General features: G+C 62.6%; 12 protein-coding genes. 5 read left to right on the top strand and 7 right to left on the bottom strand.

From position 1 onward, the window contains the following. Positions 1-3: 3 nt before the first annotated feature. Both folK and folP read right to left on the bottom strand, forming a co-directional pair. Positions 4-546, bottom strand: a complete 543-nt coding sequence (gene folK / locus O6760_RS09810; protein ID WP_269585192.1) for a 2-amino-4-hydroxy-6-hydroxymethyldihydropteridine diphosphokinase — start codon at positions 544-546, stop codon at positions 4-6. Beyond that, positions 547-1,380 carry a dihydropteroate synthase gene (gene folP / locus O6760_RS09805; protein ID WP_269585191.1) on the bottom strand — a complete coding sequence of 278 codons (834 nt, stop codon included), beginning with the start codon at positions 1,378-1,380 and terminating at the stop codon, positions 547-549. It abuts the gene before it with no gap. Positions 1,381-1,570: 190 nt separating this feature from the next. Here folP and O6760_RS09800 point away from each other — a divergent pair, with 190 nt between their 5' ends. Then, positions 1,571-3,145 (top strand): alkaline phosphatase D family protein, encoded by a 1,575-nt coding sequence (locus tag O6760_RS09800; RefSeq protein ID WP_269585190.1) that lies wholly within the window; start codon positions 1,571-1,573, stop codon positions 3,143-3,145. Between the two features lie 47 nt (positions 3,146-3,192). On the opposite strand, the gene O6760_RS09795 is transcribed toward O6760_RS09800, so the two are convergent. Together O6760_RS09795 and O6760_RS09790 are read right to left on the bottom strand one after the other, a co-directional pair. After that, positions 3,193-4,410 (bottom strand): multidrug effflux MFS transporter, encoded by a 1,218-nt coding sequence (locus O6760_RS09795; RefSeq protein ID WP_269585189.1) that lies wholly within the window; start codon positions 4,408-4,410, stop codon positions 3,193-3,195. Then, positions 4,407-4,868, bottom strand: coding sequence for a MarR family winged helix-turn-helix transcriptional regulator (locus O6760_RS09790; RefSeq protein ID WP_269585188.1), 462 nt, complete (start codon positions 4,866-4,868; stop codon positions 4,407-4,409). The genes O6760_RS09795 and O6760_RS09790 overlap by 4 nt, the downstream gene beginning before the upstream one ends. Positions 4,869-5,070: 202 nt before the next feature. On the opposite strand from O6760_RS09790, the gene typA reads away from it, so the two are divergent. The 3 genes from typA to O6760_RS09775 all read left to right on the top strand — a co-directional run bounded on the left by typA (position 5,071) and on the right by O6760_RS09775 (position 9,366). Further along, complete coding sequence (typA, locus tag O6760_RS09785; RefSeq protein WP_269585187.1) at positions 5,071-6,894, top strand: translational GTPase TypA; 1,824 nt, start codon at positions 5,071-5,073, stop codon at positions 6,892-6,894. A gap of 339 nt (positions 6,895-7,233) precedes the next feature. Then, positions 7,234-8,133 (top strand): sulfurtransferase, encoded by a 900-nt coding sequence (locus tag O6760_RS09780; RefSeq protein WP_269585186.1) that lies wholly within the window; start codon positions 7,234-7,236, stop codon positions 8,131-8,133. A 180-nt stretch (positions 8,134-8,313) separates the two neighbouring features. After that, positions 8,314-9,366, top strand: coding sequence for a MaoC family dehydratase (locus tag O6760_RS09775; protein WP_269585185.1), 1,053 nt, complete (start codon positions 8,314-8,316; stop codon positions 9,364-9,366). A gap of 362 nt (positions 9,367-9,728) precedes the next feature. Here the strand turns inward: O6760_RS09775 and O6760_RS09770 are convergent, their stop codons facing one another. From O6760_RS09770 to O6760_RS09760, 3 genes are all read right to left on the bottom strand, one after another. Further along, a complete protein-coding gene (locus O6760_RS09770) occupies positions 9,729-10,988 on the bottom strand; it encodes a L,D-transpeptidase family protein (protein WP_269585184.1) in 1,260 nt (419 codons plus the stop codon). A 309-nt stretch (positions 10,989-11,297) separates the two neighbouring features. Beyond that, on the bottom strand, positions 11,298-12,257 hold the full coding sequence (locus O6760_RS09765) for an acetyl-CoA carboxylase carboxyltransferase subunit alpha (RefSeq protein WP_269585183.1): 960 nt from the start codon (positions 12,255-12,257) through the stop codon (positions 11,298-11,300). Between the two features lie 213 nt (positions 12,258-12,470). Further along, positions 12,471-13,304: a DUF3108 domain-containing protein gene (locus O6760_RS09760; protein WP_269585182.1), complete on the bottom strand. Its 834-nt coding sequence runs from the start codon at positions 13,302-13,304 to the stop codon at positions 12,471-12,473. 342 nt (positions 13,305-13,646) lie between these two features. Between O6760_RS09760 and rpmB the strand changes: the two genes are divergently transcribed. Beyond that, positions 13,647-13,943: a 50S ribosomal protein L28 gene (gene rpmB, locus O6760_RS09755; RefSeq protein WP_269585181.1), complete on the top strand. Its 297-nt coding sequence runs from the start codon at positions 13,647-13,649 to the stop codon at positions 13,941-13,943. Positions 13,944-13,948 lie beyond the last annotated feature (5 nt).

Raw genomic sequence — 13,948 nt, 5'->3', positions numbered from 1 at the left:
CCATCAGCCCAGCCGGACCACCCCGGCCTGGTCCGGACAGGTTTCCAGCGCCTCGGCAGCGGTGCGGCCGTCGGCCAGCGGTGCGTCGGGCCAGATTTCGGCCAGCGGGATCAGCACGAAAGCCCGGTCGCCCATGCGCGGATGCGGAATTTCCAGGTCCGGCTCGTCGATCTTCTGCATGCCGCAGATCAGGACATCGACATCGATCACGCGCGGGCCCCAGCGCACGTCGCGCACCCGGCCGAGCTCGTTCTCGATCTGAAGACACCGCTTCAGGAGGGACTGCGGGCTCAGGACCGTGTCGACAACCACGCAGATATTGATGAAGTCATCCTGCTCCACCGGCCCCCAGGGCGGCGTGCGATAGTCGGATGAGCGTGCCACGAGCGTGACGCCCTCGGTCTCCTCGAGCTTGCGGACCGCCGCGTCGAGATTGGCCTTCGGGTCACCGAGGTTGGAGCCGAGCCCCAAGGCACAACGGGTTGGGGCACCGCGGTTAGGGGCACTGCGGGCAGGTTCGTCGGCAGACTGCGGTTGCGTGTTCATTCAGGTCGGGTTCCGTTCCAGCCGTGTTGCCTCAAGCATACGCGCGCAATCGGCATGTGGACGTACGTCATGAGCCCGCACAATAGCCGCGCCCTTGAGCATGGCCGTCATGTGAACCGCCATGGAGCCATAAAGACGGTCCTCCATCTCCGCGTTGAGCACCGTTCCGATCATGCGTTTGCGCGAGGCACCCGCCAGAAGCGGCAAACCGTGTTTTGCCAACGTTTCGAACCTGTTCAGGATACGGAAATTCTGATCGATGGTCTTGCCGAAGCCGAAGCCCGGATCGAGGATCTGCTTGTCCTTCGCAATGCCGGCGCGCTCCGCAAGCTCCATCGACGCCTCGAAGAACCGGTCGATATCGGCCAGGATGTCGATCTCCGGGTCGGCTTCCGTCCTGTTGTGCATCATCACCACGTGCACGCCGGCTTCGGCCACCGTATCGGCCATGGCCGGGTCCTTCTGCAGGCCCCAGACATCATTGACGATGAGTGCCCCGGCCGCACAGGCCCGCCGGGCGATTTCGGCCTTGTAGGTATCGATGGAGACAGGTGTTCCCATGGCGATCACCTCGTCCAGGACCGGCACAAGCCGCGACCATTCCAGATCCAGCGAGACCGGTTCGGACCCCGGACGCGTGCTCTCCCCGCCGACATCGATGATATCGGCGCCGTCCGCAATCATCTGCCGCGCGTGGGCAAGAGCTGTCCCGGCGACCGCGTTCCTGCCCCCGTCGGAAAACGAATCCGGCGTGACATTGAGGATACCCATCACATGCGGGCGTTCACTCTTGCCATCGAAGCGCGGGAGTTCATAGGGTATGCGGGTCGGCATCAATGCGTCCTTCTGACGATAGGTCCCCGGTTTCGCGCGTTGCACCCGGCGGGTCAAGGCACGGAAGCGGCACTGTCATGAAAATTTCGGACAACGGTCTTGGAAAGGACATGCCCTTGTCATCGCACGTGATCACCTGTTGGCCTTGCCAAGGGCTCCGCCTCCGCGGTCCCCAGCCAGGAGTTTCGAAATGTCTGCACGTTTTTCACGCCGTAATTTTCTGAAGTCGTCGGTCGCGACCGGCCTTGCCGTGTCCTCTTCGCTTGCCCTGCCCGGCCTGTCGCGCGCCGCGTCGCGTCCTGTGATCACGCATGGCCTGCAGTCAGGCGATGTCGATGCCGGTTCCGGCATGATCTGGGCCCGCACGGACCGTCCGGCAAAGATGTTGGTCGAGGTCGACACGACGGGGACCTTCGAATCGCCGCGGCGCCTGGCACCGATCAACGCCCTGCCGAACAGTGACTTTGCCGCCAAGCGCCTGCTGGAAGACCTGCCGTCGGACCAGGAAATCTTCTACCGCGTCGCCTTCGCCGACCTGAACGACGTCAACGCCGTCTCCGAACAGATGACCGGCCGGTTCCGCACGGCGCCCGCGTCCCGCCGCAATGTCCGGTTCGCCTGGTCCGGCGACACGGCTGGCCAGGGCTGGGGCATCGACACGGACCGGGGCGGCATGAAAACCTATGCCACCATGGCCGGGCACCAGCCGGATTTCTTCATCCATTCGGGCGACACCATCTATGCCGACGGCCCGATGAAGGAAACGGTCGAACTGAAGGACGGCACCGTCTGGAAGAACGTCCTCACGGAGGAAAAGACCAAGGTTGCAGAGACGCTGGACGAATATCGCGGCCAATGGAAATACAATCTGCTGGATGACAACCTGCGCGCCTTCAACGCCGAGGTGCCGACCTTCTTCCAGTGGGACGACCACGAGGTTGTCAACAACTGGTCGGACGCCAAGGATCTCGCCTCCGACGACCGCTATTCGGAAAAGAACATTCACCTGCTCGCCGCCCGTGCCGGCCGGGCTTTCCACGAACTGACGCCGATCCGCTACACGCCGGCGGAACCGGGCCGTGTCTACCGCAAGATCGCCTATGGCCCGCTGCTGGATGTGTTCTTCCTGGACCTGCGTTCCTATCGCGGCCCGAACGGCGCCTCGATGGAAGAGACGCTGTCGCCGGACGCGCGCATTCTCGGTGCGGAACAACTTGCCTGGCTCAAGCGCGCGCTGCTCAACTCCAGGGCCACATGGAAGGTGATCGCCTGCGACATGCCGATCGGCCTGATCGTCTGGGACAACTGGAAGGAACAGGCCGGTGCGGAAGCCGTCGCCAATGGCGATCATGGCGCACCGAAGGGCCGCGAACTGGAATTCGCCGACCTCCTGCGGTTCATCAAGACCGCCGACATCGACAACATCGTCTGGCTGACAGCGGACGTGCACTACACCGCCGCCCACTACTACAATCCGGACAAGGCCCGGTTCCAGGACTTCAAGCCGTTCTGGGAATTCGTCTCCGGCCCGATCCATGCCGGCACCTTCGGCCCGAACGATCTCGATAGGACCTTCGGCCCGGAAGTGAAATACGTGAAGGCGCCGACCGCCGAACAGGGCGCCAACCTGCCGCCCTCCATGGGCCTGCAGTTCTTCGGCCTGGTCGACATTGACGGCAGCAGCGAACAGCTGACCGTGCGCCTGATGGACCGGGACGACCAGGAACTGCACAAGGTCACGCTGGATCCGGTCCGCCAGGGCTAAGTGACAGCACTGCAACAGTCGACGGGCCGGGAAACCGGCCCGTTTTCTTATGGCTGTTCCGCAGCCGCCATTTGCAGCGCCTGGCTCTTGAAGAACTGGTTGAGCATGATGCCGACAATCGGCATGGCCGGCAGCACGACGGCAAGCCCCAGCACCGGATCATGCAGGGCCGCGACGATCAGGCTGGCGACGATGCCGCCGCCGAATTGCAGGAACCCGACCATGGACGATGCCGCACCGGCCATGTGCGGGAACGGCGCCATCGACTCGGTGAAGCTGGCGGGCAGCACCAGGGCGAGCCCGAACACGAACAGCGCCACCGGCCCCATGACCGTGAGAATGGTCGGCTGCTGCGTCAACGTCAGCACGCACATCAGGGCCGAGGCGACCACCCAGATCGCCAGGCCGTAGGGCACCAGCCTGCGCGCCTCCACCACTCTCAGCAATCGTCCGGTCAGGATCGTTCCGGCAATGAACGAGCCGGACTGGATGATCATGGTCAGGCCGAATTCGGACGGTGACAATCCGACCTCGTAGATCAGGACGAACGGCAGGACCGTTGCCAGGGCATAGAGATTTCCGAGACCAAAGCCGATCAGGAGGCTTGGCCCCAGGAAGCGGGGATCCTTGAGAAGCGTCAGGTAATTGACCGCCAGTTGCCTGGGCTTGAGATGGTGGGTGCCCGGATTCGGGTTCGTTTCCACCTGGAAGAGCCCGACCGCGGCCATCAGCAGCGCGCCGTAGATCACCATGCACCAGAAGACTTCCTGCCACCCGAACAGCTCCAGCACGAACCCGCCGATGGTCGGCGAAACGGCCGGCCCGAGCGCCAGCATCATGGCAACGGCATTCATGATGCGCGCGGACTCCTGCCCCGTGAACTGGTCCCGGACAATGGCGCGCGCAACGGCAATGCCGACGGCCGCGCCAATCCCCTGCAGCGCCCGCGCAAAGACCATGAATTCAACCGTGGGAGCCAGTGTCGCCAGGATGCTTGAAACGAGATAGAGCGTCAGAAACGCTTGCGTCACAGGTTTCCGGCCAAACGCGTCGGTCACCGGACCACAGACCAGCTGGGCAAGCGCAAACCCGGCGAAATAGGCCGTCAGCGTCAGCTTGACCGCGCTGTCGCTTGTCCCGAAAGCCTCGACCAGCGCGGGCATTGCCGGCGTGTAAAGCGCCATTGAAATGGGGCCGATGGCGACAAGCCCGGCCCCAAGCAATGATGTGCGTCTTGCGCTCATGATCGAGCTGTCGGAAGTCATTTCTGTTTTCCCTTGGAAGCCTCCGGAAGCAGGCTGTCCTTCATGGTCTGCAAAAGCAGTTCCAGCGTCTTGCGGTCTTCGGGCGCGACGTCTTCCAGGGCCTTGGACCGCACCTCCTGAAGCGCGTCACCGATGCGCTCAAGCAGCGGGTTCGCTTCAGGCGTCAGCTCGATCAGCTTGGCACGCTTGTCCTTCGGATCCGGGCAGCGCCGTATCAGCCCGGCCTTTTCAAGCGAGTCCAGATAGCCGACCAGGGTCATCGGTTCGACATACATGCGATCGGCCAGCATGGCCTGCCGCTCGCCCGGATTGCGCCAGACATAAAACAGGGTCCGCGCCTCTCCGGCGGTCAGACCCGTGTCGACCCTGGTCAATTCCGCATCGAAACGCCTCCGGAGCAACCGTGCCAGGTCGACGACCAGCATGGTGACACCGACATTTGGAGAAGGTAAAGGCATCGCCACCGCTTTTAGTAAGGTTACCTTACGAATTAAGGTGTCCAGGAACCGCTGTCAATCCGCTGAAATGACACTGCATTGCACAATCCCGCTGCGCCACGTATAAAGGCGCCAAATTCGGCGAAACGGCCGACCCATAGCAAATCAACTTCCAGACAAGTTCGGGTCCAAAACGGGCCCGTTCTGTCTTTTGGAGCCACTCATGAACCTTCGTAATATTGCCATTATTGCTCACGTTGACCATGGCAAAACCACCCTCATCGACGTTCTCTTGAAGCAGTCCGGCGCGTTCCGGGACAATCAGCGCACCGAAGAGCGCATGATGGACTCCAACGACATTGAGCGCGAACGCGGAATTACCATCCTGGCAAAAGTGACGAGCCTGGTCTGGAAGGACACCCGGATCAACATCGTCGACACGCCGGGCCACGCCGATTTCGGCGGAGAGGTCGAGCGTATCCTGCACATGGTCGATGGCGTGATCCTGCTGGTCGACGCCGCCGAGGGCCCGATGCCGCAGACCAAGTTCGTGCTCGGCAAGGCGCTGAAGCTCGGCCTGAAGCCGATTGTTGCCATCAACAAGATCGACAAGCCGGAACAGCGCGCCGACGAGGTGCTCGACGAGGTCTTCGACCTGTTCGCCGCCCTCGACGCCAATGAAGACCAGTTGGACTTCCCGGTGCTTTACGGCTCCGCCAAGCAGGAATGGATGGCGCTGGAGCCGGACGGACCGCAGGCGGGCATGGATCCGCTGTTCGACATGGTGCTCGACAAGGTCGCCGCGCCGGAAGCCGAGCCGGGCGAATTCAAGATGCTTGCGACGACCATCGAATCCGATCCGTTCCTCGGCCGCATCCTGACCGGCCGCATCGTTTCCGGCACGGCCCTGCCCAACATGCCGCTCAAGGCGCTGAACCGCGAAGGCGCCGTGGTCGAGAATGGCCGGGTTTCCAAGATCCTCGCCTTCCGCGGCCTGGAACGCCAGCCGATCGAAAAGGGCGAAGCGGGCGACATCGTCGCCATTGCCGGCCTGACCAAGGCGACCGTTGCGGACACGCTGTGCGCCCCGGGCGTCGACGAGCCGCTGCAGGCCCAGCCGATCGATCCGCCGACCCTGTCCATGACCTTTCGCGTCAATGACAGCCCGCTCGCCGGCACCGAAGGCTCCAAGGTGCAGTCGCGTGTCATCCGCGAGCGCCTGATGAAGGAAGCCGAAGGCAACGTCGCGCTGAAGGTGGAAGAAACCGACGAACCGGACGCCTTTGTCGTCGCCGGCCGCGGCGAACTGCTGCTGGCGATCCTGATCGAGAACATGCGCCGCGAGGGCTTCGAGCTCGGTGTCGGCCGCCCGCGCGTCGTCTACCAGTATGACGACGCCGGCAACCGCCTGGAGCCGATCGAGGAAGTCATCATCGATGTCGACGAGGAGCATTCCGGCGTGGTCGTGCAAAAGCTGCAGGAGCGCAAGGCCGACCTCCTGGAGATGAAACCCTCCGGCGGCGGGCGCACCCGGCTGGTCTTCAATGCCCCGACCCGGGGTCTGATCGGTTACCAGGCCGAGCTGATGTCCGACACGCGCGGCACCGCGATCTTCAACCGCCTGTTCCACGGCTACGAGCCCTACAAGGGCCCGATCCAGGGCCGCCACACCGGCGTGCTGCTGTCCAACGGCACCGGCGAAGCCGTCGCCTATGCCCTGTTCAACCTGGAAGACCGCGGCCCGATGATGATCGACCCGGGCACCAAGGTCTATCCTGGCATGATCATCGGCGAGCACACCCGCGGCAACGACCTGGAAGTCAACGTCCTGAAGGGCAAGCAGCTGACCAACATCCGCTCGGCCGGCAAGGACGACGCGGTCAAGCTGACCACGCCGAAGAAACTGACGCTGGAAGCCGCGCTGTCCTACATCTCGGACGACGAGCTGGTGGAAGTCACGCCGAATTCGATCCGCCTGCGCAAGGCGGAGCTGGATCCGCATGCCCGCAAGCGCGCCGAACGCGCGGCCAACAAGGAATCCGCGTAAGCCTTAAAGACGTGTCGGAATAGACCAGAAGCCCGGGCCTGTCCCGGGCTTTTTTGTTTGCTGCAGGACTTGGCCGTCAATCCGGACGGTCTGCAGCGAAGCTGCACTTGTCCGGAATGATGGACAGAGGTCTTGTCATTTGCCCGAAACCCGGGCTTTCTTTGCTTCCCCCGGCAATCCCCTGCCAAGAACCGCGCGTTGCTTGGGTCAAATTGTCAATCCACCCGCCAACTTTGAAATGCCATCCCTGTTGCCGCAGCGGGAACACCTTAAAATTCAGGCCAATACCATGAATGGGGAACCGCGTTCTTTCCGCGGCCACCAAGCAGGATTGCTGACATGATGAAACGCTTTGCGCTCGCCCTGGCCCTGGCAACGGGTCTTGCCACCACAGCTTCCGCCGAGACCTTCGGACCGCTGGTGGAAGCGGATGACCTCGCCGCCGCGCTCGACAGCGAGATGCCGATCCTGCTCGACATCCGCAATGCCGGCTACGAGGACGGGCATGCCGAAGGCGCTCTCTTTGCACCCTACCGCATGTTCCGCGGCCCGGAGAAGAACCCTGGCGCCCTGTTCGACATCGAAAAGCTCGAAGCCGAGCTGGAAGAACTCGGACTGGAACAGGATGTGCCGATCGTCATCCTGTCTGAAGGCAAGACCGACACCGATTTCGGCTCCGCCGCACGCGTTTACTGGACTCTGAAATCCACCGGCTTTGAAGATCTCTCGATCCTCAATGGCGGCCTCAGCGCCTGGAAGGCCGCCGGCCTGCCGGTCAGCACCGACACTGAATCCGCCTTTCCGAGCGAGCTCGAGCTGACCCTCGACGACACCTGGCTGGCAACGACCGCCGATGTCGCCGCCGTCGTTGCGGGAGAGGCGAACGCCCTGCTCGTGGATGCCCGCCCGGCGGAATTCTACACCGGCAAGGACGTGCACGAAGCCGCCGCGCGCCCGGGCACGCTGCCGAGCGCGATCAACTATGCCTACACCGCCTTCTTCAAGGACGGCTCGCCGGCCATGTCGACCGCCATCGACGCAGAGGCTCTCAAGGCATCGCTGGATGTGAAGGAAGACACACCGACCGTTTCCTTCTGCAACACAGGCCACTGGGCCGCCAGCCACTGGTTCGCGGTCTCCGAGCTCGCCGGCGTGAAAAACGCCAAGCTCTATGCGGGATCGATGGTCGAGTATTCCCAGTCCGGCAACAAGATGGCCAATACGCCGACCGTCAACTGACGCGGAAACACCTGATTGCAATCGACCAGAAGCCCGGGCCATGCCTGGGCTTTTTGTTTCTTACCTCATGGTCATCCTGAGGGGGGCTGCGGGATATTCGTCCCATCGGCAAAACGTCTGACTTGCCTGTGTGCACTGCGATAGGCTTTATTCCGGAAACACCACACCCGGGAGGCATCGGTGAGCAAGACCAATCGCGGCAATTTTTTCGAGGACTTTGAAGTCGGCCAGGTGATCCGCCACGCTACGCCGCGCACCATCACCGGAGGTGACCAGTCCCTCTATACGGCCCTCTACGGCTCCCGTTTCGCGGTGCAGTCCTCCGATGCCTTCGCCAGATCGCTTGGGTACGCCCACGCGCCTGTCGACGATCTGCTGACCTTCCACGTCGTCTTCGGCAAGACCGTGCCCGACATATCGCTGAACGCGGTTGCCAACCTCGGGTATGCGGGCGGACGTTTCCTGGCGCCGGTCTATCCCGGCGACACGATCTCGACCGTCTCCGAAGTCATCGGCAAGAAGGAAAACTCCAACGGCAAGACCGGTGTCGTCTACGTACGCTCGACCGGATACACGGACAACGGCACCGAGGTGCTCGACTATGTGCGCTGGGTCATGATCAACAAGCGGGTTGCCGCCAACCCGGCACCGGAACCGGTGGTCCCCGAACTTCCCGCCGCGCTCGACCCGCAATCGCTTGGCACGGCCGTTCCGCTGCTGGACACCGCCAATTGGGACAACGACCTGGCCGGCTCCGCGTTCCGCTTCGGCGATTATGAAATCGGCGAGAAGATCGACCACGTCGACGGCATGACCGTCGAGGAAGCCGAGCACCAGATGGCCACCCGGCTCTACCAGAACACCGCCAAGGTTCATTTCAACCATCACACGGAAGCGCATAACCGCTTCGGCCACCGGCTGGTCTATGGCGGCCACGTGATCTCGCTCGCCCGGGCGCTGTCCTTCAACGGCCTTGCCAATGTCTTCCACATTGCCGGCATCAATGCCGGCCGCCATGTCGGGCCGCTGGCCGCCGGAGACACGGTCTACGCCTGGTCGGAAGTGCTGGACAAGGCCGATATCGACGGCCGTTCGGATGTCGGCGCCCTGCGCCTGCGCCTGGTGGCGACCAAGGACCGGCCGTGCCACGATTTTCCGGGCATGGATCACGAGGGCAACTACCTGCCCGAAGTGCTGCTTGATTTCGACTACTGGGCCCTGATGCCGAAATAGAACCTTCCCGGCCTGAGGCATTCCAGGGAGAGACCTGCCGGGTCATTTGGCGAGTTTGGAGCAGTTCTCGCCACATACACAGGGGTCACCCCGGGTGCGCGAAGCAAGAACCGGGGCCCACTCGTTCGCAGAGAATCTGATGGGGATGCTGAGGTGGCCAGTCCAAACACCTGCTGCTTGAGCAAGCGGATCAGCGAGTAGGCCCCGGATCTGCGCTGCGCTTGTCCGTGGTGACACGCAGACCAAATTTCCTCCGGGCTCATTTGCAGGGTTCATCGCGCTGATGCACCGGCCACAAAGCTGAAGGAGCTTTAAACTCTCCAGACAGATAAATGTTTCCAGAAACTCGTGGAACTCAGCCTCTATTCAGGCTTGGCAGCCGGCACGATTTCGGTCGTGATCGGCCCGATGCCCGCGCCCTCGTCGGATGCCTTCGGCCCGAACGGCACCCACCGCTTGAAGAAACTTCCCACGGCACTGCCGCCGCCGGACTGGTCCTGGGCGGCATAGGCATTTTCAACCGCGGCTCCTGGCCGCTTCGTGGCTTCGGGTGCGGCCTCGGCCGTCTGTTGCGGCTGTTCGGCCGGCGTAGCGGGAGCGGCGTCCGTTGCCGCCGTTTCGGTCACTTCACCGTCCTCGCCGCCACCGAGAACCTCCGCAAGCTTGTTGGACCGTTCCTCCCAGCGCTTCTGGCGCTCTTCACGGGCGTCTAAACGTGCCGCAAGCTGCTGGTACTTCTCGTTGTCCCGCTTCCGCTTTGCGGCGACCACGGACGCGATCCGCGGACTGACCTGGTATTCCGGACACTTGCCGCTGGCACGGAAAGGCACGCCCTCGACCAGCGGAACCGCATCGAAGACATATTTTTTCTCGCAGACCGAAATCTGCGGCGGGACCTTGGCGACCTCGAAGTGGTCGTAGCCCGTCTTCAGCATCTGCCAGTATTCCATATGCGGGCTGTTGCGGTGCCGCGCCATGTTTTCCGGTGTCATGCGGAACGGAAACGCCTGGACCTGGAAGGAGCGCTGACCGCCCTTGAAGCTGTCGCGGGCCAGCGAGTAGATGTCCTGGACCTGTTCGTCCGTCATCGCGTAGCAGCCGCGCGAGGAACAGGCCCCGTGCACCATGAGATGGGAGCCTGTCCGTCCGTGAGCACGGTCATAGGTGTTCGGATAGCCGAGGTTGAAAGCAAGATGATAGCTTGAATTCGGGTTCATCAGGGCCGGCGTGATCTCGTAGAACCCTTCCGGGGCCTGACGGTCGCCTTCCTTGAATTTCGGACCGAGCTTGCCGGACCATTTGCAGATCTCGAATTCGTCCAGAAGCTTGTACTTGCCGTCACGGGTCTGCTTCCAGACCTCCAGCTCCGATTCCTCCTTGAAGATCCGGACCATGATCGGCGAGGTCAGGCTCATGTCGAGATCGGTCATCTTGCGCTTCAGGGACGCGCTGACCGGAAGTTTGGCCTTGTTGGGACCCGCACTGAATTCATCGCCCTGGCAGGCAGCCACAACCCCGGCCAGAAGAAGAGCCGCGCCGATCTTGACGGCCTGGCGGCTGCGCCGGTTCGGCAGATCCGGCCGATGACCGGATGGCGTGGTAAAAAGGCGCCCAAAGACCATGGTACAATCCCAAACTGAACGAAACCCGGAGCAGCACAGCGGACGTGCCGGCAGCTTGCGCCGTGTTTCCCTATAGTCTACGCCCCCGCGCGCAAAGGCTAGGGGGTGATGGTTGACGATAAGTTACTGAACCCGGATTGCCCCTGCGACCCACATTCTGGTGATAGGAACAAAAAACCTTCGGACCGGTCTCCGCACCCGTCCCATAGTTGCCTGAATGACGGCAAATTCTGGCCACAGAATGGCAAAAGGGCCGCTCGAACGGCGGCCCGCCGGATATTACCGGATTTTCTGCGAATTTGACCGGTGTCAGCTGAGCGTGCGCCCGATTGCGATGAACTTGTCGCGGCGCTGCTTGCGGATTTCCTCCGGCGACAGTCCGGCCAGACCGCTCAGGGCCTTCTCGATCTCCCGGCCGGCATTGTCGATGACGATTTCGCGCGCCCGGTGCGCACCACCGACGGGCTCCTCGACAATGCCGTCGATCACGCCGAGCTGTTTCAGGTCCTGGGCGGTGATCTTCAGCGCCGTCGCCGCGTCCTGTGCCTTGGCGCTGTCGCGCCACAGGATCGATGCGGCCCCCTCCGGCGAAATCACCGAATAGATGGCGTGCTCCATCATCAGCACCTTGTTGGCGGTGGCGATCGCGATTGCCCCGCCCGATCCGCCTTCGCCGATCACCACGGAGACGGACGGCGTGCCGAGCCCCAGGCCGACATCCGTCGAACGCGCAATTGCCTCCGACTGGCCACGCTCCTCGGCGCCCCGCCCCGGATAGGCCCCGGACGTGTCGACAAAGCTGATCAGCGGCAGGCCGAACCGCTCCGCCATTTCCATGATGCGCACGGCCTTGCGGTAGCCTTCGGGCCGGACCATGCCGAAATTGTGTTTCAGGCGGGTTTCGGTGTCATGGCCCTTTTCCTGGGCGAGCACGGCCACCGACTGCCCGCGGAAACGGCCGATGCCGGCGATCAGCGCGGCATCCTCGGCGAACTTGCGGTCACCGGCCAGCGGCGTGAAGTCCTCGATCAGACCGGCGATGTAGGCGACTGCGTGCGGCCGGTCCGGGTGCCGGGCGACCAGCGTCTTCTGCCAGGGAGTCAGCTTGGTATAAAGGTCCTGCAAAGTCTGCGAGGATTTCGCTTTCAGCCGTTCGATCTCGCCATCGACATTGACCGCCTCGCCATCTTCTGTGGCAAGGGCCCGCAGTTCCTGGATCTTGCCTTCAATATCCGCAACGGGCTTTTCGAAGTCCAAATAGCTGTGCATTTACTCGGTTACCTGAAACAAGCCGGCACCGCCACTGATCGGCGGCCGCTCCGGGAATTCTGTCATAGAGGCACGAAGGGTGCCTGGATGCATAACGTGGAGGGCTGTAACAAGAGACGCAAGTGGGCGCAAGCCTCGGCGTGTGCGCCACCGCAACGGAAATGGCGCTTTTCCGGTGCGGCCGCTCCGGAAGATAACCGCGAGGCCCTTGGCTCAGTCGGCCGACGCGCTGTCGCTGCCCGCACCCCGGATATTGAGCTTGGAGGCTTCCACCACCAAGCGGCCGTTCTTGGTGTCGATCGAGATCTTGTAGGGAACCAGAACGTTTTCCCGGCCCATCGGGGCGATCCAGACTTCCATGTTGGCCCGGGCCATGTACTTGACCGACTCCTTGGAGGGACGGTGCCCGGCAACCGGAACCCAGCGCGCCTTGCACACGACCACCGGCCCGTCATAGCCATGACCGGACACTTCCTTGGTGCCCTGGTAGCTCAGCTTGATGTCGAACCGGGTCCAGCCGTCAAACACCGGCAGCTTGCGCGAGCATGCCTTCGGGCCGAGGCTGTCCTTGGCGCGGCCGACCGGCATCAGGGCGGCGCTCAGCGGATCAATGGCATTGCGCGTGTGACGGTTGGTCACCTTGATGCGCTCTTTGTTGGGCTTGAACTGGGGTGCGACTTCCATCGAGCGGATGCTGCCCGAGCCCTGGCTCAGTTTCACGTAGAAATCGAGGTTGGAGGCATGGGACGCCATCCGGTATTTCGAGGGCACCACCCGTGACCCGACCAGCCAGCCGGACGCTTCCGCGCCACCCTTGCCGGTGGAAAACAACGTACCGATGCCGGCCGGCTCCAGGCTGACCTTCGCCGAATAGGCATTGCCCTGCATCACGAGGGACAAGGTTCCGCGGCCGATCTTGAAGCCCGCAATGGAAATGTTGTACAGGCCGCCAACGCTGCTTTTCTTCGCTTCCGCGGGCATCACGAGCAACGCCGTTGCAAGCATTGGCAGGGCGATCAGGCGCCCGAGAGATGTCAAACCAAACACTTTCAAACCTCCGCCCTGCCGTTAGGCAGCGAATTGCGCCCCCGCGCTCACAGTGTTCCGTGGCGGAAAGCTTAGCATGAATCCCTTCCGCTGAACGACCACAATCATTCTTAATTATGGTAACCCACTGGTTAACGACTGCCGGTTCTGCGAATTAAAACACAGAATCGCAGCAAAGAGCCGGAGATGTCTTGACGTTGGAACGCGCTGCCATTATAGCGGGGCAACTTTTTCCGAGAAATGCCGGAGACGATGTCGCCGGACCTAAGGTCCGCGCCGGTTCCGGTTTGGACTTGCTGGGTTCCATGTAACGGCCCAGCCGCGAAAACAAAAGGTGATATCATGGCACGCCGTTGCGAACTCTCCGGTAAAGATGTGATGACGGGCAACAACGTCTCGCACGCAAACAACAGGTCCCGCCGCCGGTTCCTTCCGAACCTGTGCAACGTGTCGCTGATCAGCGACACGCTTGGCGAAACCTTCAAGCTGAAGGTCAGCGCCCACGCACTGCGCTCCGTCGAGCACCGTGGCGGCCTGGACGCCTACCTGATGAAGGCCAGCGACGACCAGCTGTCCGACGCTGCCCGCAAGATCAAGGTCAGCATCAAGCGCAAGCAGGCCGAAGCCGCCGCCGCTTAACCCTT

This window comes from Roseibium sp. Sym1, from assembly GCF_027359675.1.
GTDB lineage: Bacteria > Pseudomonadota > Alphaproteobacteria > Rhizobiales > Stappiaceae > Roseibium.
Note: the sequence above shows the minus strand (reverse complement) of the source record. Positions and strands in the feature narration are given on the sequence as shown.

What these genes read in the sequence shown, in the direction of transcription:
- folK (WP_269585192.1), bottom strand. Translation starts at nt 546, where the DNA reads ATGAACACGCAACCGCAGTCTGCCGACGAACCTGCCCGCAGTGCCCCT.
- O6760_RS09780 (WP_269585186.1), top strand. Translation starts at nt 7,234, where the DNA reads ATGATGAAACGCTTTGCGCTCGCCCTGGCCCTGGCAACGGGTCTTGCC.
- O6760_RS09770 (WP_269585184.1), bottom strand. Translation starts at nt 10,988, where the DNA reads ATGGTCTTTGGGCGCCTTTTTACCACGCCATCCGGTCATCGGCCGGAT.
- O6760_RS09795 (WP_269585189.1), bottom strand. Translation starts at nt 4,410, where the DNA reads ATGACTTCCGACAGCTCGATCATGAGCGCAAGACGCACATCATTGCTT.
- O6760_RS09790 (WP_269585188.1), bottom strand. Translation starts at nt 4,868, where the DNA reads ATGCCTTTACCTTCTCCAAATGTCGGTGTCACCATGCTGGTCGTCGAC.
- rpmB (WP_269585181.1), top strand. Translation starts at nt 13,647, where the DNA reads ATGGCACGCCGTTGCGAACTCTCCGGTAAAGATGTGATGACGGGCAAC.
- typA (WP_269585187.1), top strand. Translation starts at nt 5,071, where the DNA reads ATGAACCTTCGTAATATTGCCATTATTGCTCACGTTGACCATGGCAAA.
- O6760_RS09800 (WP_269585190.1), top strand. Translation starts at nt 1,571, where the DNA reads ATGTCTGCACGTTTTTCACGCCGTAATTTTCTGAAGTCGTCGGTCGCG.
- O6760_RS09765 (WP_269585183.1), bottom strand. Translation starts at nt 12,257, where the DNA reads ATGCACAGCTATTTGGACTTCGAAAAGCCCGTTGCGGATATTGAAGGC.
- folP (WP_269585191.1), bottom strand. Translation starts at nt 1,380, where the DNA reads ATGCCGACCCGCATACCCTATGAACTCCCGCGCTTCGATGGCAAGAGT.